Annotated in this window: 22 protein-coding genes and 1 tRNA gene; 5 read left to right on the forward strand and 18 right to left on the reverse strand. The window is 66.9% G+C overall.

What is annotated here, in order from left to right; all coding sequences use genetic code 11:
- Nucleotides 1–11: 11 nt before the first annotated feature.
- Nucleotides 12–713 carry a hypothetical protein gene (locus EBB59_RS02865; RefSeq protein WP_122100644.1) on the reverse strand — a complete coding sequence of 234 codons (702 nt, stop codon included), beginning with the start codon at nt 711–713 and terminating at the stop codon, nt 12–14.
- A 1194-nt stretch (nt 714–1907) separates the two neighbouring features.
- Here EBB59_RS02865 and EBB59_RS02870 point away from each other — a divergent pair.
- The 5 genes from EBB59_RS02870 (at nt 1908) to EBB59_RS02890 (ending at nt 7041) form a co-directional block, all read left to right on the forward strand.
- A complete protein-coding gene (locus tag EBB59_RS02870) occupies nt 1908–2303 on the forward strand; it encodes a PTS sugar transporter subunit IIA (RefSeq protein ID WP_122100645.1) in 396 nt (131 codons plus the stop codon).
- 10 nt (nt 2304–2313) lie between these two features.
- A complete protein-coding gene (locus EBB59_RS02875; RefSeq protein WP_122100646.1) occupies nt 2314–2583 on the forward strand; it encodes an HPr family phosphocarrier protein in 270 nt (89 codons plus the stop codon).
- Entirely contained in the window at nt 2583–4301 is a 1719-nt protein-coding gene (ptsP, locus tag EBB59_RS02880) for a phosphoenolpyruvate--protein phosphotransferase (protein ID WP_122100647.1), read from the forward strand. The genes EBB59_RS02875 and ptsP overlap by 1 nt, the downstream gene beginning before the upstream one ends.
- A 128-nt stretch (nt 4302–4429) precedes the next feature.
- Nucleotides 4430–5791, forward strand: a complete 1362-nt coding sequence (gene mgtE / locus EBB59_RS02885; protein ID WP_122100648.1) for a magnesium transporter — start codon at nt 4430–4432, stop codon at nt 5789–5791.
- Nucleotides 5788–7041, forward strand: coding sequence for a TIGR03862 family flavoprotein (locus EBB59_RS02890; protein ID WP_122100649.1), 1254 nt, complete (start codon nt 5788–5790; stop codon nt 7039–7041). Before mgtE ends, EBB59_RS02890 begins: the two co-directional genes overlap by 4 nt.
- A gap of 407 nt (nt 7042–7448) precedes the next feature.
- On the opposite strand, the gene EBB59_RS02895 is transcribed toward EBB59_RS02890, so the two are convergent.
- From EBB59_RS02895 to ruvC, 17 genes are all read right to left on the reverse strand, one after another.
- A tRNA-Lys gene (locus tag EBB59_RS02895) sits at nt 7449–7524 on the reverse strand.
- Nucleotides 7525–7570: 46 nt separating this feature from the next.
- On the reverse strand, nt 7571–8275 hold the full coding sequence (gene queC, locus EBB59_RS02900; RefSeq protein WP_122100650.1) for a 7-cyano-7-deazaguanine synthase QueC: 705 nt from the start codon (nt 8273–8275) through the stop codon (nt 7571–7573).
- Nucleotides 8272–8943, reverse strand: a complete 672-nt coding sequence (gene queE, locus EBB59_RS02905; RefSeq protein WP_122100651.1) for a 7-carboxy-7-deazaguanine synthase QueE — start codon at nt 8941–8943, stop codon at nt 8272–8274. The genes queC and queE overlap by 4 nt, the downstream gene beginning before the upstream one ends.
- 46 nt (nt 8944–8989) lie before the next feature.
- Nucleotides 8990–9769: a tol-pal system protein YbgF gene (gene ybgF / locus EBB59_RS02910; RefSeq protein WP_122100652.1), complete on the reverse strand. Its 780-nt coding sequence runs from the start codon at nt 9767–9769 to the stop codon at nt 8990–8992.
- Between the two features lie 13 nt (nt 9770–9782).
- The gene (gene pal / locus EBB59_RS02915) at nt 9783–10310 is read right to left on the reverse strand and encodes a peptidoglycan-associated lipoprotein Pal (protein WP_122100653.1); all 528 of its coding nucleotides are present in this window, start codon (nt 10308–10310) and stop codon (nt 9783–9785) included.
- A gap of 40 nt (nt 10311–10350) precedes the next feature.
- On the reverse strand, nt 10351–11646 hold the full coding sequence (gene tolB, locus EBB59_RS02920) for a Tol-Pal system beta propeller repeat protein TolB (protein ID WP_122100654.1): 1296 nt from the start codon (nt 11644–11646) through the stop codon (nt 10351–10353).
- Nucleotides 11647–11752: 106 nt separating this feature from the next.
- Complete coding sequence (gene tolA, locus EBB59_RS02925) at nt 11753–12733, reverse strand: cell envelope integrity protein TolA (RefSeq protein ID WP_122100655.1); 981 nt, start codon at nt 12731–12733, stop codon at nt 11753–11755.
- Between the two features lie 40 nt (nt 12734–12773).
- Nucleotides 12774–13208, reverse strand: coding sequence for a protein TolR (gene tolR / locus EBB59_RS02930; protein ID WP_122100656.1), 435 nt, complete (start codon nt 13206–13208; stop codon nt 12774–12776).
- Between the two features lie 6 nt (nt 13209–13214).
- Nucleotides 13215–14003: a protein TolQ gene (tolQ, locus tag EBB59_RS02935; RefSeq protein WP_170156546.1), complete on the reverse strand. Its 789-nt coding sequence runs from the start codon at nt 14001–14003 to the stop codon at nt 13215–13217.
- 14 nt (nt 14004–14017) lie between these two features.
- Entirely contained in the window at nt 14018–14461 is a 444-nt protein-coding gene (gene ybgC, locus EBB59_RS02940; protein ID WP_122100657.1) for a tol-pal system-associated acyl-CoA thioesterase, read from the reverse strand.
- Entirely contained in the window at nt 14458–14877 is a 420-nt protein-coding gene (locus EBB59_RS02945; RefSeq protein WP_122100658.1) for a GNAT family N-acetyltransferase, read from the reverse strand. The genes ybgC and EBB59_RS02945 overlap by 4 nt, the downstream gene beginning before the upstream one ends.
- Nucleotides 14874–15914, reverse strand: coding sequence for a Holliday junction branch migration DNA helicase RuvB (gene ruvB / locus EBB59_RS02950; protein ID WP_122100659.1), 1041 nt, complete (start codon nt 15912–15914; stop codon nt 14874–14876). The genes EBB59_RS02945 and ruvB overlap by 4 nt, the downstream gene beginning before the upstream one ends.
- A 39-nt stretch (nt 15915–15953) precedes the next feature.
- On the reverse strand, nt 15954–16583 hold the full coding sequence (locus EBB59_RS02955) for a cytochrome b (RefSeq protein WP_122100660.1): 630 nt from the start codon (nt 16581–16583) through the stop codon (nt 15954–15956).
- Nucleotides 16580–17674 carry a catalase family peroxidase gene (locus EBB59_RS02960; RefSeq protein ID WP_122100661.1) on the reverse strand — a complete coding sequence of 365 codons (1095 nt, stop codon included), beginning with the start codon at nt 17672–17674 and terminating at the stop codon, nt 16580–16582. Before EBB59_RS02960 ends, EBB59_RS02955 begins: the two co-directional genes overlap by 4 nt.
- Before the next feature lie 93 nt (nt 17675–17767).
- The gene (locus EBB59_RS02965; RefSeq protein WP_122100662.1) at nt 17768–19681 is read right to left on the reverse strand and encodes a potassium transporter Kup; all 1914 of its coding nucleotides are present in this window, start codon (nt 19679–19681) and stop codon (nt 17768–17770) included.
- A gap of 91 nt (nt 19682–19772) precedes the next feature.
- Nucleotides 19773–20366, reverse strand: a complete 594-nt coding sequence (ruvA, locus tag EBB59_RS02970) for a Holliday junction branch migration protein RuvA (protein WP_122100663.1) — start codon at nt 20364–20366, stop codon at nt 19773–19775.
- Nucleotides 20367–20965: 599 nt separating this feature from the next.
- Nucleotides 20966–21526 carry a crossover junction endodeoxyribonuclease RuvC gene (ruvC, locus tag EBB59_RS02975; protein ID WP_122100664.1) on the reverse strand — a complete coding sequence of 187 codons (561 nt, stop codon included), beginning with the start codon at nt 21524–21526 and terminating at the stop codon, nt 20966–20968.
- Nucleotides 21527–21585 lie beyond the last annotated feature (59 nt).

Raw genomic sequence — 21585 nt, forward strand, 5'->3', positions numbered from 1 at the left:
ACTGTGCAGGCTCAGGGAACCAGTTCCGGCTTACTCATCGTGGTCGAGTACTTGTTATCCAGGAACACCTTTACCGCCGCGAAATGCTCCCTGACCAGCGCCAGGCACTCTTCGCATTTTTCCTCATCAAGGGAAATTTCCTCGAAAATATTACTGGTGAAGGCATTCTCGGTTTCCGATTTGATGTGCTCCGACCCGAAATACAGCAACTCCTGGCCGTACTGCTTCTTGAATTTATCCGAGCTTCTTTCGACCGCAGAGAAGAAGGTCTTCACCCCGGCCTCGGCCGATTCCATCACCGCGGCCCGTTTCATCACGTCGTCCCCGCACCTCATGCAGCGCGAAACAAAGGAATATATATATTCCCTGATGAACGAATATTCATCACCCCATATATATCGGATACTATCGCTGAGGCGCATCTCCCGGTCCAGCTCCAGAACCCCCAGGTCGTGAAGAAGCATATTCCAATGCTTGCTGTCGACTTCCGCATGCTCGTTGATCGCCGCCTCGAATTTATCCTTGGGGTTGTCAAACGGAATGATGAATTTATTGACATCCCTGAACGTCATTCCCAGATGGATGAATCCCGGCGCCCAGAAACGGAATCTGGCCTTGACCAGGGAGGCCGGCGTTTCATCGATTAGCCTAATGAAAAGGTGCTCCCTGACCTTGGACGCCTGCCGCTCGATTTCATCGAATACTCTCTTCATCTTAGACTCCTTAACCTTGTTAATGAAAAAACACTCACCCGAACTCGCACCGCATCGATTAAATGCAATCCATGCCCGGGAATACGAATCCATTCCTGAAAACCCCGCCCGGCGTTCAACCACTGTCGAAACTCCTGACGTTGGCGCACACACCGCCGGCTGGCAATCCACATGACACCCGCCCCATTGGCAGATTCAGTGAATTACCAATCGCGCGCCTTCCTCCATCCCTGTGCCTGCACGCTTGCCGGCGCCTCACTCACCGGCAAATCCATGCCACTCCCCATCCCATTTTTCTGCCCGGGCACTCCATCCTCCCGCAGTTCCTGTTTGGCAACCTCAACCAGCTCCCGATGCGCAACGATTGAAAATAATCGACAAATAGACCCGATTAATTCGAATGGCGAAAAGTATCCGTGACGATGTACTTTCCATAACCACTCCACCGATGCGCGCCAACGCGGCCGTTCCCCAACCGCCCCGCCATCGCGGACAAACGACGACCTGGGGGTCACGCGTATTTATCCGCACCTCCAATGCGAATCCCTTCGGTAAATATTTCCACCCACGCATCGCCATCATTTCCCGCGACGTATCGATGGGACGCCCTCCCCGGCCGCTACTCGGCGTTCCCCTGAAGGCATCGAGAATCTTGTTTATCAGCCGAAAATGACAGTCTGATGACCGGACTGATGCCATTCAATGCCAATAGCGGCCCACTGGAGAACGCGTGTCCCCCATTGCAACCGGCCTCTCCATGCGAACTCACCACCGCCTTCGCTCCGGCCTGCGGAGCGCACGTCCATCGCCACGGGCGACTGCCCTCCAGTGAATGCGGAAATCTCCGGGCATCGGACGCATCTCATCTCCCCTCCCGCCCGGAGACCAAGCACATGCCATACGACATCAGACTTCACATAAATTCACTTTTTTCGTGAATAGGGAGCAAGGTCTTCCTATTCAGCTTCAATTACTGTTCGACACCCTGTTCAGGCTTGTCGCCACGGCGAAGATCCGCGCGAATCGGGCCCCCCATCGCGACGCACGGCGATCGGCGGCAACGGGACCGGTCGAGGCGCCGGATAGTTGTCCGGTTCTGTTGCACACTTGGACACCCCGTCACTCGACCGTTTCGCCCATGCATCTGCTTTCCGGCCTCTCCATCACTTCGCATTCCCCGATTGCGGGGTCTCCATGAGCGTTGGCATCCTCCTCGTCACCCATACAGGCATCGGCCCGGCCGTGCATGCCTCAGCCAGCCGCGTGCTTGGCCAGTTGCCACTGGCCACCGGCACTTTCGAGGTGCCGTTCGATGCCAACCTCGCCGAGCTGCTGCCAGCCGCCAGCGCCGCACTGCGCCGGGTCGACGGCGGCCAGGGCGTGCTGGTGCTGACCGATCTCTTTGGCGCCAGCCCGAGCAACCTGGCCGCGCAATTGGCCCGCCTCGGCACCCCGGTGCGGCGTGTGGCGGGGCTGAACCTGCCCATGCTGCTGCGGGTGATGAACTACCCCGAGCAGTCGCTGGACGAGTTGCAATCGACCGCATCGGTCGGTGGCCGCAACGCCGTGCTGCTGGACGACCCGGTCTGAGACCGCGCGCATGATCGAACGTGAAATCATCGTCACCAACCAACTGGGCCTGCACGCCCGCGCCAGCGCCAAGTTGGTGCAGACCGTGTCGGGCTTTCGCAGCGGTATCAGGATCGCCGCCAAGGGACGCGAGGTGGACGCGAAAAGCATCATGGGCGTGATGATGCTGGCCGCCGGCCAGGGCACGGTGGTGCGCCTGCGCATCGACGGCGAGGACGAAGCCACGGCGATGGACGCCGTGACCGATCTCTTCGCCCGCAATTTCGACGAGGGCGGCTGATGCGACGCGACCTCTCCGGCATCGGCGCCTCGCGCGGGGCGGCGCTCGGCCGCGCGCGGGTGCGACTGCCGCATGCGCTGGAGGTCGAGCAGGCGCACATCGAGGCGCACGAGGTCGAAGCCGAGCTCGCGCGCGTGCATCGCGCCATCGCGCAGGTGCGCGAGGAAATCCACCGTCTGCGCGAGCGCCTGCATGGCGCGCTGGCGCACGAGGTCGGTGAATTCCTCGATCTGCACGCCCTGTTGCTGGACGACCCCGAGCTGCTTCAGGGTCTGGACGACTACATCCGCCGCAAACGCTACACCGCCGATTACGCCCTGCGCCGCCAGCGCGACCGCATCGCCAACGTGTTCCTGGGGATGGAAGACGCCTATCTGCGCAGCCGCATCGACGACATCGACCAGGTGATCGGCCGCATCCACGCCGCCCTGCACCAGTGCGACGCGGAGCTACACGGCATCGCCGGCGACATCCTCGTCACCGACGCCATCGCCCCGGCCGAGGTGGCGCAGTTGCAGGCGCAGGGCGTGCTGGCGGTGGTCACGACCGGCGGCAGTGCGCTTTCGCACAGCGCGATCCTCGCCCGCAGTCTGCACTTGCCGCTGGTGGTCGGCGCCGCGCTGGCGCTGCAAAACATCAACGACGGAGACGTGCTGGCGGTCGATGGCGGCGAGGGAATCGTCATCCGCGAGCCGGAAAGCGCGGACCTCCAAGCGCATCGCCAGCGTCTGGCCGCCTATCGGCAGGAGCACAGGCAGCTTGGCCGCCTGCGCCGCGAGCCGACCCGTACCCGCGACGGCGTCGACATCAAGCTATGGGCGAACGCCGAATCGCGCGCCGACGTGGCCGAGGCGCACGCGCTGGGCGCGGCCGGCGTTGGCCTGTACCGCACCGAATTCCTGTTCCTGGGCACCCACGAGCTGCCGGACGAAGACACCCAGTTCCACGCCTACCGCGATCTGGTGCTGGGCCTGACCGGACGCACCGCCACCCTCCGCACCCTCGATCTCGGCGCCGACAAGGCCGACGACACCGGCCTGGCGCCGCGCAACGAGGAAAACCCGGCGCTCGGCCTGCGCGGCATCCGCCTGTCGCTGTCGCGGCGGGACGTCTTCCGCACCCAGTTGCGGGCCATCCTGCGCGCCTCCGGTTACGGCCCGCTGCGCATCCTGCTGCCGATGGTCAGCGGGCGCGAGGAAATCCGCGCCGCGCGGCGCCTGATCGCCGAGACCGCCGCCGAATTGCGCGAAGCGGGCCACGTCGTCACCGAGGCGATCCCGCTCGGCGCGATGATCGAAGTACCGGCCGCCGCCATCGCCCTGCCCGGTTTCATCCGCGAGGTGGATTTCCTTTCCATCGGCACCAACGACCTGGTGCAATACCTGCTGGCCGCCGACCGCGACAACGAATATCTCGGCGAACTCTACACGCCGCTGCATCCGGCCCTGCTGCGAATGCTGGCCGATGTCATCCGCATCGGCGGCCGGCATGCGCGGCCGGTCTCGGTCTGCGGCGAAATGGCCGGCGATGCGCACTTCACCCCACTGCTGCTAGCGCTGGGGCTGACGGAATTCAGCCTGCACCCCGGTACTTTGCTGGAAGTGCGACGCACCATCCGCAACGCCGATCTCACCACGCTGCGCAAAGCCGGCCGCACCCTGCTGCGGGCACGCGACCGCGCCGCCATCGAGCACTGGATGCGCGCGCACGAAGCCTGACAGGCTTCCAAGCCCGCGGGGCAGCGGCGATAATGCCGCCATCATGAACGTCTGATCCCCGTCGCGCCGCAGGTGCGACCCCGCCCTGCGATCGCGCCCCGGCACGACCGCGCCATCCGGAACCCGCCATGGCCGAAGCCCTTCGCCACGACAAGACCGTGCGCCAGCTGCGCATGCTCTCCGATGCGCTGGACAGCGGCCGCCTGGGCCCGGTGCGGCGGATGGTCAATTCGCTGACCCCGGCCGAGATCGGCAACCTGCTGGAATCGCTGCCGCAGGCCAAGCGCAGCGTGATGTGGGGCCTGGTCGATCCCGAGGACGACGGCGAGGTGCTGGTCCACGTCGGCGAAGAGGTGCGGGAGAGCCTGATCGCCGAGATGGACGACGACGAACTGGTCGCCGCCGTCGAGGACCTCGACATCGACGACCTCGCCGACCTGGTCGAGGATCTGCCCGATACGGTGATCGACGAAGTCCTGAAATCGATGGACCGCGACAACCGCGAGCGCCTGGAACAAGTGCTCTCCTACGACGAGGACACCGCCGGCCGTCTGATGAACCCCGACGTGGTGACGGTGCGCGCCGACACCAGCATCGACGTGGTGCTGCGCTACCTGCGCCTGCGCGGCGAGCTGCCCGACAACACCGACCACCTCTACGTGGTCAACAAGCGCCACCAGTTGATGGGCTGGGTGGCGTTGCAGGACCTGGTCACCCACGACGGCGGAACGCCGATCAACCAGTTGATCGACGACCAACTGGAATCGATCCACGTCGAGGATTCCAGCGACGAAGTCGCCCACCGCTTCTCCGACAACGACTGGGTCTCCGCGCCGGTGGTGGACGACGCCAACGTGCTGCTCGGCCGCATCACCATCGACGACGTAGTCGACATCATCCGCGAGCAGGCCGAACATCAGGCGCTCGGCGCGGCCGGCCTGGACGACGACGAAGACCTGTTCTCGCCGGTCAGCCGGGCTTTCCGCCGCCGCCTCGTCTGGCTGGGCATCAACCTGTGCACGGCCTTCCTCGCCGCCTCGGTGGTGGATCGCTTCGAAAGCTCCATCGAGAAGCTCACCGCGCTCGCGGTGCTCATGCCGATCATCGCCGGCATGGGCGGCAACGCCGGCACCCAGGTGCTGACGCTCATGGTGCGCGGCATCGCGCTGGGCCAGATCGCTTCGAGCAACGTGCCGACCTTGGTATGGAAGGAAGTGCGGGTGGCGGTGATCAACGGCCTGATCCTCGGCGTCCTGCTCGGGCTGGTGGTGCTGGTGTGGTTCCACAACCCGGCGCTGGCCGGCGTCATCGGCATCGCGCTCACCGCCAACTTCACCTTCGCCGCGCTCGGCGGCGTGTTCGTGCCGGTTACGCTCAGGCGCTTCGGTTTCGATCCCGCGCTGGCCGGCGGCGTCATCCTCACCACCATCACCGACACGCTGGGCTTCCTCACCTTCCTCGGCCTCGCCACGCTGATCCTGCTGCGATGAGCGCCGGCACGACGACGCCGCTGCCGGGCCTCGCCATCGTCGGCGGCGGTCCGGCCGGCCTCATGGCGGCGGAAACCGCGCGCGCGGCCGGCATCGAAGTCGATCTGTTCGATGCCATGGGCTCGGTCGGGCGCAAATTCCTGATCGCCGGCAAGGGCGGACTGAACCTCACCCATTCCGAACCGCGCCCCGGCTTCGATGCCCGCTACCGCGAGCGCGCGGGTGAAGTCGGAGGCTGGCTGGACGGCTTCGATGCCGACGCCTTGCGCGATTGGGCGCTCGGCCTCGGCATCGACACCTATGTCGGCAGCTCGGGACGCGTGTTTCCGCGCGACCGCAAAGCCGCCCCCCTGCTACGCGGCTGGGTGCGCCGATTACGCGAATCCGGCGTGCGATTTCATCTACGGCACCGCTGGCTGGGCTGGGACGCGGCCAACGCGCACCGCTTCGCCACGCCCGGCGGCGAGTTGCGTTTCACCGCCCCCGCCACCGTGCTGGCTCTGGGCGGCGGCAGTTGGCCGCAGCTCGGCGGCGATGGCGGCTGGGCCGAACCGATACGCCAGGCCGGTATCGACATCGCCCCCCTGCAACCGGCCAATTGCGGCTTCGACATCGGCTGGAGCGAACACCTCGCCAGCCATTTCGCCGGCGCGCCGCTGAAGCCGGTCATCGCCCACTGGCGCGATGCCAACGGCCGCGAACACGCGCTACAGGGCGAATGCGTACTCACCGGAACCGGCATCGAAGGCAGCCTCGTCTACGCGATTTCCGCCGAACTGCGCGATGCCATCACCCGCGATGGCGAGGCGCTGCTCTGGCTCGACCTCGTCCCGGGCCGCGACACCGCGCGGCTGCGCCAAGACCTCGCCAAACCGCGCGGCAAACGCAGCCTGGGCGAACACCTGCGCCGCCAAGCCGGCCTGGATGCGGCAAAAACGGCACTGGTATTCGAAGCACTGGGACGCGACGCCGGCAACGATGTCGAACGGCTTGGCGGCACCATCAAGCGCCTGCCGTTGATGCTTCGGCGACCGCGCCCGATCGCCGAAGCGATCAGCAGCGCCGGCGGCGTGCGGCTGGAAGCATTGGACGAAACCCTGATGTCGCACGCACACCCCGGCACCTTCTGCGCCGGCGAGATGCTGGACTGGGAAGCCCCGACCGGCGGCTATCTGCTGCAAGCCTGCTTCGCCAGCGGCCTTTGCGCCGGGCGCGGCGCGGTAGCGTGGCTGCGGCGGCAAACCCCATAACCCACGCGCCGGACCAACCACGGCCGCCACCGTGCGCAACCTGAGTTTTAGCGGAAAATCGATACTACCCGCACTCGCCCAGGCTTCGAAGCCGCCAGGTGCGTCGCCCCGGCCCACCACCGCCCACGAATCCGGCGACGCACGAAGCAGAATCACGCGCGCTCGGCACTTCAGGCGGCATGAGCCGAAACAGAACGACATCGATCATGCGCGGGCACTCCTCGGCGCTTCGGCAAACCAGCCGACATACCCTGAGCCGAGCCAGCCGACAGGGGGAATCGCGCAGACAACATTCATGCAATCCTGCGCCCCGCCCGTGGGACTTCCGCGCCGGCGCTAATTTCCCGGCAGTTTTCCCGATAAGCGCGAAAAAGGGCTTGCGAACGGTCGCAAGCCCTCGATTCATATGGTGGGCCGTGATGGACTCGAACCATCGACCAATTGATTAAAAGTCAACTGCTCTACCAACTGAGCTAACGGCCCATTGCGACTCTCGCCGCACCCCCGGCCTTGCACCGGGGCGTGCATCTTACACGATGTAGCGGGTATTGTCGGCGATGCCGGCCTCGACGAACCCCAGTGCGCGCAGGCGGCAGGCATCGCAATGGCCACAGGCGCGGCCGTCGGCATCGGCCTGGTAGCAACTCACCGTCCGCGAGAAATCGACGCCCAGACGCACGCCCTCGCGAACGATCTCCCCCTTGGTCATCCGCATCAGCGGCGCGTGGATGCGAATGCCGCCTTCCTCCACACCGGCCTTGGTGGCCAGATTGGCCAGCCGCTCGAACGCTTCGATGAAAACCGGCCGGCAATCCGGGTAGCCGGAATAATCCACCGCGTTGACGCCGCAGAAGATGTCGCGCGCGCCGAGCACTTCGGCCCAGCCCAACGCGACCGACAGCATGATGGTGTTGCGCGCCGGCACGTAGGTGCTGGGAATGGCGTCGCCGCCGATTTCGTGGCCGTCGTCGTCGGTGGGCACCGGGATGACTTCGTCGGTGAGCGCGGAGCCGCCGATCGCGCGCAGATCGACATCCACCGTCTTGTGGCGCGCGCAGCCGGTCATCGCGGCGACACGCTCGGCGGCGGCGAGTTCCGACTCGTGGCGCTGGCCGTAGGCGACCGACAACGCGAATACCTCGAAGCCCCGCGCGCGCGCGATCGCGGCGACCACCGCGGAATCCATGCCGCCTGAGACCAGCACCACCGCCCGCTTCGGCATCGTCGTCTTCATCGGCCCTGCTCCTCGCCCCAAAGCTGCTTGTGCAACTGCATCTGGAAACGCACCGGCAGACGGTCGGCCACGATCCATTCGGCCAGTTCGCGCGGCCGCAACTCGGTGTAACTGGGCGAGAACAGCACTTCGCAACGTTCGGCCAGACGGTGCTCGGCCAGCATGGCCTTCGCCCAGTCGTAGTCGGCGCGCGAGCAGATCACCAGCTTCACCTGGTCGCGCGGGGTCAGCAATGCCAGGTTGGTCCAACGGTTGCGCGCGGCCTCGCCGGAACCGGGCGTCTTGATGTCGACCACGCGCGCCACGCGCGGATCGACCCCGGCGATGTCCAACGCGCCGGCGGTTTCCAGCGAGACTTCGAAGCCCGCATCGCACAATTTGGCCAACAGCGCGATGCAGCGCTTCTGCGCCAGCGGCTCGCCGCCGGTGACGCAGACGTGGCGCACGCCGTGTCCCTCGACCTCCCGGACGATGGCATTGATTTCGCGCCATTCGCCACCGTGGAAGGCGTAAGCCGTGTCGCAATAGCCGCAACGCAGCGGGCAGCCGGTCAGGCGCACGAAAACAGTCGGGCAGCCGGCGCTGCGCGATTCGCCCTGCAACGAGCAGAAGATTTCGGTGATGCGCAGGCGATCCGCCACGGCGGGCTCGGGAGTGCTGGAATTCATCGGCGGGATTCTACCGCCTGGCACGCCGATGCCCCGGCCGCACGGCTTATTTCTTCGCGGCCCCCAGCGCACGCAGCCGCTGCTCGGCGCTACGCGCGGCATCGCTGCCGGGATACTGCTTGACCACCGCCGCCAGCGTCCTGCGCGCCTCGGCTTCCTGCTTCAGGCCAAGTTGCGAAAGCCCGAGCTTGAGCATGCCACCGGGTGTCTTGTCGTGATTGGGCCAACGCTGCGCCAGCGACTGGAACTGCTCCAGCGCCAAGGTGTAGTTCTCGGTGACGTAATAGCTTTCGCCGAGCCAGTAGACCGCGTTCGGCGCGTAGGGGCCGTTGGGGTGCCGGTCGAGGAAATCGGCGAACATCCGCGCGGAATCCGCGTATTTGCCGGCCTTCAACGCGGCCAGCGCGGCATCGTAGGCGGCGCGCTCGCCGGGGGTTGCCGGCGCCGGCTCGCCCGCCGTCTCCGGCGGCGCGGCGGTAGCGTCAGGCATGCCGGCCGGGTCCAGTACTACCGGCGGCGGCGCGCTTGCCGTCTCCAGCCGTTGCAGACGGGTATCGACATCGAGGTACTGCGTGCGGGCCGAACGCGCGGTCTCCTCGTTCTGGTGCTGCAATTCCTCGATCTGCGCGCGCAGGCCCTGTATCTCGTTGCGCATCTCCTCGATCTGGCGCAGCAGTTCGAGGGTAGGCGAAGGCGCATTCGCCTGCTGCTCCAACGCGGCGACGCGATCGGCAATGCTTTGCCGACGCTGCGCCTCGGCCGGCGCCGAGGCGAACAGGGCGACCGACAACGCGGACGACAGCAGGAACGAATGCGGCTTCTTCATCACGGTCGGTCGCTTACGGCACGGTGTAGTTGAGGTCGGCGCGGCGGTTCTTCGACCAGCAGCCCTCGTTCGACTCGCGGCACTCCGGGCGCTCCTCGCCGAAGCTGACCACGGTGACCTGGCCATTGCTGGCGCCTTGCGCTTGCAGCGCCTGCATCACCGCGTTGGCGCGGCGCTCGCCGAGGCCAAGGTTGTACTCCTGGCTGCCGCGTTCGTCGGTGTTGCCTTCCAGCGTCAGGCGCGCCATCGGACGGTCGCGCAAGTACTTGGCGTGGCAGAGGATCAGGTTCTGGAATTCCGGCTTGACACCGTCGCGATCCAGGTCGAAATACAGCGAGCGCTGGCGCAGGCAGGCGTCACGATCGAGATCGGCGGCCGTGTAGGCGCCGGGCGCCGGGGTATAGGGAGCGGGGGCGGTATCGGCCGGAGCGGTGGCGTCGCCGGTGGTCGGCGGCGGCGGGGTTTCCTTCACTTTCTTGGAACAGGCGACGACGCTGGTGCACAACATCGCGGCGAGGACGAGGCGGGGGATCGGGTGCATCGGGGTTCTCCTGTCAGGGGGTCGTGTGGAAGTTGGCCGCTCAGCGCCGCTCGCGGTACGGACCCCAGGCGGGGTCGCGGACGTCGCCGGCGGCGGGCAAGCGCTCGCGCACGCGGCCATCGCTGGAAACTACCTGCAAGGCACTGCCGCTGCCGGCGCGGGCGGCATACACCACCATCGCGGCATTCGGCGACAAACTGGGCTTTTCGTCGAGCGAGCCGGGCGAGATCGTACTCCAGCGCGCGCCGCCCAGGCTCGAATCCATCAGCGCGATGCGATAGCTGTTGCCGCCACCCTGCACCATGGCGATCTTGCGGCCATCGGCGGAGACGCTGGCATCGGCGTTGTAGCCGCCCTGGAAGCTGACCCGGGTGGCCCCGCCGCCGCCGGCCGAGGCGCGGTATATCTGCGGGCGGCCGCCGCGGTCGGAAGTGAAATACAGGCTGCCGCCATCGGCGCTCCAGGTGGCGCTGGTATCGATACCCGACTGGCGCGTCACCTGCGACAACGATTTGCTGTCGAGGTCCATCACGTAGATTTCCGGATTGCCGCTCTTGGAAAGCGTCATCGCCAGGCGACGGCCATCGGGCGAGAACGCCGGCGCGCTGTTGATGCCGGGGAAGGCGGCGACGCGCTCGCGCTGGCCGCTGCCCAGGTCCTGCACGTAAATCGCCGAATTGCCGCTCTCGAAGCTGACATAGGCCAACCGCCGGCCATCCGGGCTCCACGCCGGCGACATCAGCGGGGCATTGGAATTGGCGACGCTGCGGGCGCCGTGCCCATCGGCATCGGCCACCATGATGGCGTACCTGGCCGACTTGCCCAGGCCGCTGACGCTGACATAGGCCATCCGGGTCCAGAACGCGCCGCGCACGCCCGTCACCTTCTCATAGACTTCGTCGGCGATCTGGTGGGCGATGTCGCGCATCGCGGTGGACGGGCCGGTCTTGATCAGGCCGATGACGCGGGTCTGGTTGGCGACGTCGAACAGTTCGTATTGCACGGACAAATCGCCAATGACGCGGCCGACCAGCAGCCAGTCCTGCCCCAGGGTGCGCCAGAACGGATAGTTGACCTCGGCCGTGGCAGTCGGGCGCTCGCCCAGATCGCGTTCGGGCAAGGGCCGGAACTGGCCGGAGCGGGCCAGGTCGGCGGTCACGATCGCGGCGATCTCCGCCCCTTTGTCGCCGCCGAACGGCACCACGGCAATCGGGGTGGCGGCATCGCGGCCGCCCACCAGGTCGACCTCGGCCTGTTGGGCAAAGGCCAGGCCGGTGTAAAACACCAGCAGGCTGGTAAGGAGGAAGCGCTTCGCGAAGTGGGGAAAGGCTTTCATGAATCCGGGGCCGAGGTTCCTGTGCGGCAAAGATTAACGTGCCGGGAAGTGATAGATGAATGGAAGTTCAGGGTCAACTGGATGTTGCCACGACAAATCCGCCTTTTCACCGCGAGGGGAAGAAATTCACCACGAAATCGCGCAAAGCGAGATCCTCGTTGCCTTTCAGCGGCAGCGGGCTGGCTTTTTTCACCGCCGCCTCGACGGTGCGCCGGTTCTGTTCGCTGTAAGGGCAGCTCGGCTGCACCTCGGCCGAGAGCACTTCGCCTCCGGGCAGCAGTTTGATGCGGATCGGGCAACGCTGGCCGCGCGGGATGTCGTCCGGGCGTCGCCACTGCTTCTCGATTTCTCCAACCACCAGCGCCAGCCATTCGGCGCGCGTGTCCTTGCCCTGCCCCGCGCCCGCCGCCGGCCCCGGGTTGGACGCCGCCGCGCGCGCGGCGACCCGCGCCTGGGCATCGGCCTGTTGCTGGGCGCGGGCGGCGGCCAGCTCCAAGGCGCGCTGTTCGCGGGCCTCCTTGTCGGCCTTGGCTTTCGCCTCGGCATCCGCCTTGGCCTTGGCTTCGGCCTGCTGCCGGGCCGCCAGGCGCCGCTTCTGTTCGGCCTGTGCCTGTGCCTGCCGGTGCTGCAACTCGATCTGCTCCTGCCGGCGTTTCTCTTCCTGTTCGCGCTCGCGGGTCTCGCGGTCGATCGCCTCGCGACGGGCTTCGTCCTGCTCGCGGGTGTCGGGCTGGGCCAACGGCGCCTGCGGGGCCGGCCGTGGCGGCACGGCCGCCTCCTGCGGCTCGGGTTCGGGTTCTGGTTGCGGCAGTGGCGGCGCTTCCTCGACGGCTTCGTCCATCGCCCGGGGCAGTGGTTCGGGCGTCACTTCCACCTCCACCGGTGCGCGGCTGGCCAGTGCACGCCGCATCTTCGCCGACAACGCGCCGGCATCGACCATCTCCGCCTCCACCACCGGGCCGCCGCCGGCCGGATCGGCGCGCTTGCGCACCCAGTGCAGACCGGCGAAAACCAATACGGCCAGCAACGCGTGCAGGCCCAACGCGAAGGCGACGGCACGGGCGGTATCGGCGCGCGTCTCCCTCATCGCCCCGCCCCGCCTGCCCGCACGCCGGACATGCCAGCGCTCATCGGCGCACCGGCTCCAGCGGCGTGCTCATCAAACCAGCGCGGGCGACACCGGCCTCGGTCTGCAACAGGCTGAGCACGTCGTACACGGTCTGGTAGGGCGCATTGGCATCGCCGGCGACGTAAACCGGCACTTCCGGGCGGTTGCGCACGAAGGCGCCGACCTTCTCCACCATTTCCTCGCGGCTGACTTCGCGGTTCTTGTCGCCCTGGAGGGTGAGGAACATGCGGCCCGAGCGGTCCACGCTGACCACCACCGGGTCCTGTTTGCTCTGGATCGACTTGGCCCGCGACTGCGGCAGTTCCACGTCCACGCCAAGGTTCAGGAGCGGCGCGGTGACCATGAAGATGATGAGCAGCACCAGCATCACGTCGATGTAGGGCACGACGTTGATCTCGGCCTTCAGCTTGCGCTTCTTGTAGCGGCGCGCCATGGCTGTTTACTCCGCCTGGCGTTGCAGGATCGAGGAGAACTCCTCCTGGAAGGCGTCGTACTTCACCGCCACCCGCTCCACCTTGGTGGCGTAGCGGTTGTAGGCCCAGACCGCCGGAATGGCGGCGAACAGACCCATCGCGGTGGCGATCAGCGCCTCGGAGATGCCGGGCGCGACCGTGGCGATGGTCGCTTCCTTGACGTTGGCGAGGCCCTGGAACGAAATCATGATGCCCCAGACCGTGCCGAACAGCCCCACGTAGGGGCTGATGGAACCGACGTTGGCGAGGAATTCCAGGTTCTGCTCCAAGCCGTCGATCTCGCGCGAAGCGGTGGCGCGCATCGCGCGCTGCGCCGATTCCAGTCGCAGGCGGCCATCCTCCACGCCCCGGCGCTGGCGGCTCTTGTGGAATTCGCGGAAGCCGGCCTCGAACACCGATTCCATGCCGCCGTTGCCGTTGCGCTGGGCGGTGTCGTGGAGTTTGCCGAGGTCGGTGCCGGACCAGAAGCGTTCCTCGAAATCGTCGGCTTCCTTCAGCGCGCGGTCGAGCACTCGCTTCTTGCGGAAGATGATGACCCACGAGGCGACCGAAGCGAGCAGCAGGAGCGCCATCACCAGTTGCACCGGCAGCGAGGCGTGCAGGATCAACTGCCAGAGATCGAGGTCGCCGGAGATCGCCGGCGCGGCCGCCTGGCCGGCCGATTGAGCGACCTCCACGGCGGGCGCGGCGGTGGCATCGATCGGCTGTGTCGTGACCTGGGCGGCGATGACGGGAGCGAGTGGGGAAGCCGGCATCCGGTGTTCGTCCTTCAGATTGCGGGGGAGGCGAGGCGCGCAAGCACGGCCTCGGGAATGGCGCGGGGGCGGAAATCGGCGACCGACACGGCGGCGACGCGGACTTCCGCATCCAGCAGCAACCGGCCTTCGCGGCGGATTTCCTGCGTCACGACGAGGCTGGCGCGCCGGCATTGTGCCGGAACCACGCTGACTGAAAGCAGATCGTCGAGTTTCGCCGGGGCGCGGAAATCGACCCGCATCGCCCGGACCACGAAGGCCAGGTCGTGCGTCCGGCTCAGTTGATCCTGGCCCCAGCCGAGCGCGCGCACCCATTCGCTGCGGGCGCGCTCCATGAAGGCCAGGTACTGCGCGTGATAGACCACGCCGCCGGCATCGGTATCCTCCCAGTAGACGCGGACCGGGAAGGAAAAGGCATTCTCCGGTGGCGGTTGCGAAGTCATGGGCATGCGGGTCATCCCGCCCCGCCGGGCGACAGCCAGTACATCCCGATCGAAACCGGCGCGGTCGGCAGGAAGCCATACCGGGCGTACAGGTGCCGGGCCTCGCCATCGGCGATCAGGCTGACATAGCCCGATGCCGGCACGTTGGCGCGCAGCCACCCGGCAATCGCCGACATGATCCGCTTGCCATGTCCACGCCCCTGCCAGGCCGGCAGCACGGCGATGTCCACCACCTGGAAGAACAGCCCGCCATCGCCGATCACCCGGCCCATGCCGACCGGCGTTTCGCCATCGAACAGCATCACCGAATACAGCGAACGCGGCAGGCCGAGCACGGCGGCGGCTTCGCTTTTCTCGCTCAACCCCGCCTCGCGGCGTAGATGTCGGTAGGTGGCGGTATCGGGCACCCGCTCGCGCAGCGAAAGGCTCATGGCGCGTCTTCTTCTTCGACGAAGCGATCGTCATCGCGCGCGCGGGGCGCGAAGCCCATGTGACGGTAAGCCTTGTGCGTGGCCATGCGCCCGCGCGCGGTGCGCACCAGGAACCCTTGCTGGATCAGATACGGCTCGATCACGTCCTCCAGCGTGCCGCGTTCTTCGCTGAGCGCGGCGGCCAGCGACTCCACGCCGACCGGGCCGCCATCGAAGTTGTCGATGATGAGATTCAGCAGGCGACGGTCGAGGTCGTCGAATCCCTCGGGGTCGACCTTGAGCATCCGCATCGCCGCGGCGGCCACCTCGTGGGCGATGCGGCCATCGGCTTTCACTTGCGCGTAATCGCGCACGCGCCGCAACAGGCGATTGGCGATGCGCGGGGTGCCGCGCGAGCGCCGCGCTATTTCGGCGGCGCCCTCGGCCTCGCAATCGATGCCGAGAATCCCGGCCGAGCGCCGCACGATCCGCGCGAGTTCCTCCACGTCGTAGAACTCCAGCCGTTGGACGATGCCGAAGCGGTCGCGCAGCGGCGCGGTCAACAGCCCGGCGCGGGTGGTGGCGCCGACCAGGGTGAACGGCGGCAGGTCGAGCTTGATCGAGCGCGCGGCGGGGCCTTCGCCGATCATGATGTCGATCTGGAAATCCTCCATCGCCGGATACAGCACTTCCTCGACCACCGGCGAAAGGCGGTGTATCTCGTCGATGAACAGCACATCGTGCGGTTGCAGGTTGGTCAGCAGCGCGGCCAGGTCGCCGGCGCGTTCGATCACCGGCCCGCTGGTCACGCGCAGGCTCACCCCCAACTCGTTGGCAATGACGTGCGAGAGGGTGGTCTTGCCCAGCCCCGGCGGGCCGAAGATCAATACGTGATCGAGCGCCTCGCCACGGCCCTTGGCGGCATCGATGTAGATCCCCATCTGCTCGCGCACCGGCGCCTGGCCGAGATAGTCGGCCAGGCGTTTCGGACGCAGGCCGGCATCGGCGGCGTCTTCGTGCTGGGCGGCGGCGGGCGCCATCAATCGCGATTCGGTCATGGACAAGCTGCGGTGAACGGTGGATCGCCAGCGGCGACCTTACACCGGGCGCACCGGCTCCGTCTCGTCGGGAACGATCCCCGGCGGGGGTTCCGGTTCGACTTCGCCCGTCCGCTCATGCGCGCGCCGCGCATCGTGGCGGCGCCAGGTCATGCTGGAGAACACGCCATCTCCATGCATCCAGGCGTGCGAGAGCGCCGCGGCGGCATGCAGCAGGAGCATGGCGAAGAAGAGGTACCCCAGCACGCCGTGCAAGGCGCGCAGGCCGGCGTACAGGGCGGCATCGTGCGGCAGGAGCGGCGGCAGCACCAGGCCGGCGAACAGTTCGACCGGATAGCCGCCGGCGGAGAGCGTGGCCCAGCCGATCAACGGCATCGCCAGCATCAGGGCGTACAGCAGCCAATGTGAGGCATGCGCGGCGAACCGCTGCCAGCGCGGCAGGTCGGCCGGCAGCGCCGGCGGGGGGTGCCGCCAACGGTACGCCAGCCGCAATAGCGCCAGCAGCAGGATGGCGATGCCGAGCGGCCGGTGCAGCGCCAGCAGCGTGTCGCGGTGCGGCAGCGAGGCCACCATGCCGACGCCGATGTAGAGCATGGCCAGGATCAGCGGTGCCATCAGCCAATGCAGGAGTCGCGCGAAGGGTTTGAACATGCCGGGCGCTGCGTTCATCGGTCCACCTCCTTGCCGCCTTCGGCCTTCCGTCCGAGAGCGGTTTCCCGCTCGCGCAGGTTGAACGAGCGCGAATACGCCCCCGAGCGCGCATGGAGGATCGGATCATTGGAGCCGCGGATGCCCTCGGGCAGGATCAGCGGGTCGAAGTTGATGTCGCGGCAGGCGCCATCCTGCTGCGAGGTGGCCGTCTCCAGCGCCAGCGTGCCGGCCACGATCTCGCGGCGCGCGTGCTCGGGCCAGGCGCGCGCGGGGTCTTCCAGCACGTCCCCCGGCGCGGCGAACGTCAGCACCAGATCCCAGCGTTGCGGGCCTTGGCGCAGGCGCTGCTGGAACTCGGCGGCCAGGAAATCCGCGCCGGCCGCCTTGCGGCCGGCTTCGTCCATGGCCGCGAACGCCGCATGCGGCCGCATCGACCAACGCACGGCGTGTTCGCCGCCTCGCGCATCCTGGAACAGGAAGGTGTTGACGCCGTTGTAGCGGGTATTCGCCCAACTGGTGGGCCACGGCGCGGACTTCGCCCAGGCCTGGAATGCTCGGATGCTGGGATAACGCGCCGCCACCGCCGCCTGCCGCGCCGGATCGGGCTTGCCGGTGGCGGGATCGGCGCGCATGGCCAGCGCCTGGTCGCGGAAGGCTTCGGGGGTGGAGACCGACATGAACGGAAAACTGTTCATCGCCATCCGCCATTGCTGGCCGTCGTCGCTCTGCAATTGCAGCGCCATGCTGCGCACGCGCGCGCTGTCATCGGCGCCATACGGGTTGCCACCGCCTATCGACATGCGCCCGACCACCGGCACCCGTGCCTGCGAGAACACCCGCGCCCGCGAATACGCGGCGGCGGCCTCGCTCGGCTCGAACCAGCCGCCGACGCACAGGCCCTTGGCGTGGGCACGGCGAAAACCGGGATAGGGCCGGCCATTGCCTACCTCGACGGCTTCGATCAGGCGCTGCGAGGTCAGCCGCTCACGAGCGCCGATCCAGCCCGCGGACCAGGCAAAGGCCGATGCCGCCGCCAGCACCACCGCGCCGATGGCCGATGCCGCCAGCCAGGGCCGACGGCGCAATTCAGAAAGCAATTGGGAACTCATGTGGAAACTCGAAACAGGAAAGTACGGCTGGGGAAGATCAGACTCCCCCCTGCCTGGCAAGTTCCCGCCCACGGGCGGGCGGAATGGCGCGCCTCAGATCTGCACCTGCGCGCCCAACTCCACCAGCCGGTTGCCGGGGATGCGGAAGAACCCGCTGGCGGGCGCGGCGTTGCGGTGCATCAGCGCGAACAGCTTGTCGCGCCACAGCGGCATGCCGCGATGCGCGTTGGCGACGATGGTCTCGCGGCTGGCGAAATACGTGGTGTCCATCGGATCGACGATCAGGTCGCACTGGTCGCACGACTGCATCAGCGCCTGCGGCACGTCCGGCGTTTCCATGAAGCCGTAACGCACCGTGATGCGCCAGAAGTCGTCACCGATGCCGGCGATCTTCAGACGCTCGCCCTTCGGCGCATAAGGCACGGTGAGCGTTTCCACGGTCAGGAAGACGTTGCGCTCGTGCAGCACCTTGTTGTGCTTGAGATTGTGCAGTAGCGCGTGCGGCATCACGCCCATGTCGGCGGTCAGGAACACCGCCGTGCCCGGCACTCTGACCGGCGGCGAGAGCATCAGGCCGGGCAGGAAGCTGTCGATCTGGATGCCTTCCTTCTGTATCTCCGCGCGCAGCAGCTCGCGGCCGCGGCGCCAGGTGCGCAACAGGGTGAACAGCAGCAGGCCCAGCACGATCGGGAACCAGGCGCCTTGCAGAATCTTGGCGCCGTTGGCGATCACGAAGGCCCACTCGATCACGAAGAACACCACGCACAGCGGCAGCACCCAGCGCCGGTGCGTGGGCCACAGCTTGCTGGCCACCAGCGCCAGCAGCAGGGTGTCGATCAGCATGGTCAACGACACCGAGATGCCATAGGCCACGGCCAGGTTGCTGGAAGTGCGGAAGGCCAGCACCAGCCCGATCACCAGCGCCATCAGCGTCCAGTTGACCGCCGGGATGTAGATCTGGCCGATGGTATCGCTGGAGGTGTGCTTGATGCGCATGCGCGGCACGTAGCCCAACTGCATCGCCTGGCGCGCCACCGAGAACGCGCCGGTGATCACCGCCTGCGAGGCGATGACGGTGGCGGCGGTGGCCAGAGCGATCATCGGCCACTGCGCCCACTCCGGCACGCCGAGGTAGAACGGGTTTTTGACCGTCTCCGGGTTCTCCAGCACCAGCGCGCCCTGCCCCAGATAGTTCAGCATCAGCGCCGGCAGCACGAAGAAATACCAGGCGTAGCGGATCGGGCGGGCGCCGAAATGACCCATGTCGGCGTACAACGCCTCGCCGCCAGTTACCGCCAGCACCACCGCGCCGAGGATGAACACGCCATGCCAGTGATGTTCGGCGAAGAAGCGCGCCGCCCACATCGGATTGAACGCCTTCACCACCTCGGGCGCATGCAGCATGTTGACCACGCCCAGCAACGCCAGCACGGCGAACCACAGCAGGGTGATCGGGCCGAATACCTTGCCGACCTTCTCTGTGCCGAAGCGCTGGCCCATGAACAGCGCCAGCAGCACGATGACCGTCAGCGGCACGATCCAGTCGTGCAGCCTTGGCGCGACCACCTCCAGGCCCTCGATGGCCGAAAGCACGGAAATGGCCGGCGTGATCACGCCATCGCCAAAGAACAGCGAAGCCCCGAAGATGCCGAAGACACCCACCACGTAAGCCGATTTCGACCCCTTCGGCAAAGTGCGCTGGGCCAGCGCCATCAAGGCCATGATGCCGCCCTCGCCCTCGTTGTCGGCGCGCATGATGATGGTGACGTACTTCAGCGTCACCACCAGCATCAACGCCCAGAACACCAGCGAAAGCACGCCGAGCACCGTATCGTGATCGGCCACCAGCCCGTAGTGGGGGCTGAAGGCTTCCTTCAACGTATACAGCGGGCTGGTGCCGATGTCGCCGAACACCACGCCGATCGCACCGACGATCAGACCGGCCAGGCCGCCCTTCGCGTGATGGCCGTGGCCGCCGCCCCCCGCCGGGGTCGCTTGCTGTTTCATGGATGACGTCGAAACGTATGAACCGCGAATGATAGTCCCATGGGCGCGAGCGCGCAGCCCGACGCGCAGCCGCCGAAGATCGCGGCGAAGACTACTTGAGCGCCGATTGCAGCGCCTTGCGAATGATCGCCTCGGCGCTGTCGCCCTCGCCCTCGCCCGCGGCCTTCTTGGCCATGCGCTCGGCCTCCGCCGGCTTGTAGCCCAGTTGCTGGAGAGCGATGATCGACTCCGACAACGCATCCGGCGCCTGCCCCGGCAACGATGCCGCCGGCCCGCCGGATAGATCGGCGGCGCGGTCGCGCAGTTCCACCACCATCCGCTCGGCGGTCTTCTTGCCGATGCCGGGAATACGGGTCAACGCGGTGACATCCGAACTCTGCACCAGCCGCGCGAAATCGCTGACCGACACGCCCGAAAGCACCGCCAGCGCGATCTTCGCGCCGATCCCGCTGACCCGCTGCACGTCGCGGAACAGCCTGCGCTCGGCCTCGCCGAGGAAACCGTAGAGCGATACGCTGTCCTCCTTCTGCGCGTAGTGGGTGAACAGGGATACCTCGCGCCCGACTTCCGGCAGGTCGTAGAAGGTGCTCATCGGCGCCTCCAGCTCGTAGCCGACGCCATGCACGTCGAGCACCAGCCACGGCGGCTGTTTGTGGATCAAGGTGCCTTTGAGTCGTCCAATCATCTTTCAGGGGCCAGAGACCAGGGAAAAGCGGCGGCGGCGAAGGATTGTAAGCGCTTGCGGCGAATGCACATGCCAGGTCGGAAGGCATGAACATTTCAGGCGCCAGGGAAAAGCGGTGGGGCCGGCGTAAGGACTGTGAGCAATTGCGACGAATGCGCATACCGGACTCAGCATGAATATTTCAAGAGACCAGAAGCCAGGGGCCGGGGAAAAGTGGTGGGGCCGACGAAGAACCGTGAGCGCTTGCGGCGAATGCACATGCCAGGTCGGAAGGCATGAACATTTCAGGCGCCAGGGAAAAGCGGCGGCGCCGGCGAAGGACTGTGAGCGCTTGTGGCGAATGCACATGCCAAGTCAGAAGGCATGAACATTTCAGGAGCCAGGGAAAAGCGGTGGGGCCGGCGAAGGACTGTGAGCGCTTGCGGCGAATGCACATGCCAGGTCAGAAGGCATGAACATTTCAGGAGCCAGGGAAAAGCGGTAGGGCCGGCGTAAGGACTGTGAGCACTTGCGGCGAATGCACACGCGGGACTCAACATGCCCCCCAGCCCCTGATCTCTGATCTCTGACCCCTGACCCCTGACCCCTGACCCAAAACCCTACCTCCCCCACGCCTGCCGCACGCCCACGCCCAGACGCGCCGCGCTGGCGCGAACGTGGGCGTGGGTGATGGCGACCGCCAGGGCATCGGCGGCATCGGCCTGCAATTTACCCTTGAGGTTCAACATCACCCCGACCATGTGCTGCACCTGCGCCTTGTCCGCGCCGCCCTTGCCGACCAGCGCCAGCTTCACTTCCTTGGCCGCGTATTCGGCCACCGGCAGGTCGCGCGCCACGCAGGCGGCAATCGCCGCGCCACGCGCCTGGCCCAGCTTCAACGCGCTCATCGCGTTGTTGGAAACGAAGACCTGTTCGATGGCCACTTCGTCCGGGCGGTATTCCTCCACCAGCGTCCAAAGCCCATCGAGCAGCAGGCGCAGCCGCTGCGGGAAGGACTCGGCGCCCAGGAGCTTCAGCGGTCGGTGGTGGACGTGCTTGAGCGAGCCGTCGGCCGCGACATCAAGAATGCCAATGCCGGTGCGCTGCGAACCTGGATCGATGCCGAGAATGCGGCGCGGCGCGGGACGCGGAAGGGGCGAGGCGGAAAGCCGCCGCGTCATCGCCCATCGGCTCCCGCCGCCGCCAAAGCGCCCGGAGGCGCGAAGCCGACGCGCCGGCC

This window comes from Solilutibacter pythonis (assembly GCF_003697345.1).
In the GTDB taxonomy this organism is placed as follows: Bacteria; Pseudomonadota; Gammaproteobacteria; order Xanthomonadales; family Xanthomonadaceae; genus Solilutibacter; species Solilutibacter pythonis.

Excerpts from the sequence above, each read along its gene's own strand:
- tolR (WP_122100656.1), bottom strand. The coding sequence starts at position 13,208 with ATGGCGCGCCGCTACAAGAAGCGCAAGCTGAAGGCCGAGATCAACGTC.
- tolB (WP_122100654.1), bottom strand. The coding sequence starts at position 11,646 with ATGAAAGCCTTTCCCCACTTCGCGAAGCGCTTCCTCCTTACCAGCCTG.
- ybgF (WP_122100652.1), bottom strand. The coding sequence starts at position 9,769 with ATGAAGAAGCCGCATTCGTTCCTGCTGTCGTCCGCGTTGTCGGTCGCC.
- EBB59_RS02960 (WP_122100661.1), bottom strand. The coding sequence starts at position 17,674 with ATGAGTTCCCAATTGCTTTCTGAATTGCGCCGTCGGCCCTGGCTGGCG.
- tolQ (WP_170156546.1), bottom strand. The coding sequence starts at position 14,003 with ATGCCGGCTTCCCCACTCGCTCCCGTCATCGCCGCCCAGGTCACGACA.
- queC (WP_122100650.1), bottom strand. The coding sequence starts at position 8,275 with ATGAAGACGACGATGCCGAAGCGGGCGGTGGTGCTGGTCTCAGGCGGC.
- EBB59_RS02890 (WP_122100649.1), top strand. The coding sequence starts at position 5,788 with ATGAGCGCCGGCACGACGACGCCGCTGCCGGGCCTCGCCATCGTCGGC.
- pal (WP_122100653.1), bottom strand. The coding sequence starts at position 10,310 with ATGCACCCGATCCCCCGCCTCGTCCTCGCCGCGATGTTGTGCACCAGC.
- mgtE (WP_122100648.1), top strand. The coding sequence starts at position 4,430 with ATGGCCGAAGCCCTTCGCCACGACAAGACCGTGCGCCAGCTGCGCATG.
- EBB59_RS02865 (WP_122100644.1), bottom strand. The coding sequence starts at position 713 with ATGAAGAGAGTATTCGATGAAATCGAGCGGCAGGCGTCCAAGGTCAGG.
- tolA (WP_122100655.1), bottom strand. The coding sequence starts at position 12,733 with ATGAGGGAGACGCGCGCCGATACCGCCCGTGCCGTCGCCTTCGCGTTG.
- ptsP (WP_122100647.1), top strand. The coding sequence starts at position 2,583 with ATGCGACGCGACCTCTCCGGCATCGGCGCCTCGCGCGGGGCGGCGCTC.
- EBB59_RS02965 (WP_122100662.1), bottom strand. The coding sequence starts at position 19,681 with ATGAAACAGCAAGCGACCCCGGCGGGGGGCGGCGGCCACGGCCATCAC.
- ybgC (WP_122100657.1), bottom strand. The coding sequence starts at position 14,461 with ATGACCCGCATGCCCATGACTTCGCAACCGCCACCGGAGAATGCCTTT.
- ruvB (WP_122100659.1), bottom strand. The coding sequence starts at position 15,914 with ATGACCGAATCGCGATTGATGGCGCCCGCCGCCGCCCAGCACGAAGAC.
- EBB59_RS02870 (WP_122100645.1), top strand. The coding sequence starts at position 1,908 with ATGAGCGTTGGCATCCTCCTCGTCACCCATACAGGCATCGGCCCGGCC.
- EBB59_RS02955 (WP_122100660.1), bottom strand. The coding sequence starts at position 16,583 with ATGAACGCAGCGCCCGGCATGTTCAAACCCTTCGCGCGACTCCTGCAT.
- ruvC (WP_122100664.1), bottom strand. The coding sequence starts at position 21,526 with ATGACGCGGCGGCTTTCCGCCTCGCCCCTTCCGCGTCCCGCGCCGCGC.
- queE (WP_122100651.1), bottom strand. The coding sequence starts at position 8,943 with ATGAATTCCAGCACTCCCGAGCCCGCCGTGGCGGATCGCCTGCGCATC.
- ruvA (WP_122100663.1), bottom strand. The coding sequence starts at position 20,366 with ATGATTGGACGACTCAAAGGCACCTTGATCCACAAACAGCCGCCGTGG.
- EBB59_RS02875 (WP_122100646.1), top strand. The coding sequence starts at position 2,314 with ATGATCGAACGTGAAATCATCGTCACCAACCAACTGGGCCTGCACGCC.
- EBB59_RS02945 (WP_122100658.1), bottom strand. The coding sequence starts at position 14,877 with ATGAGCCTTTCGCTGCGCGAGCGGGTGCCCGATACCGCCACCTACCGA.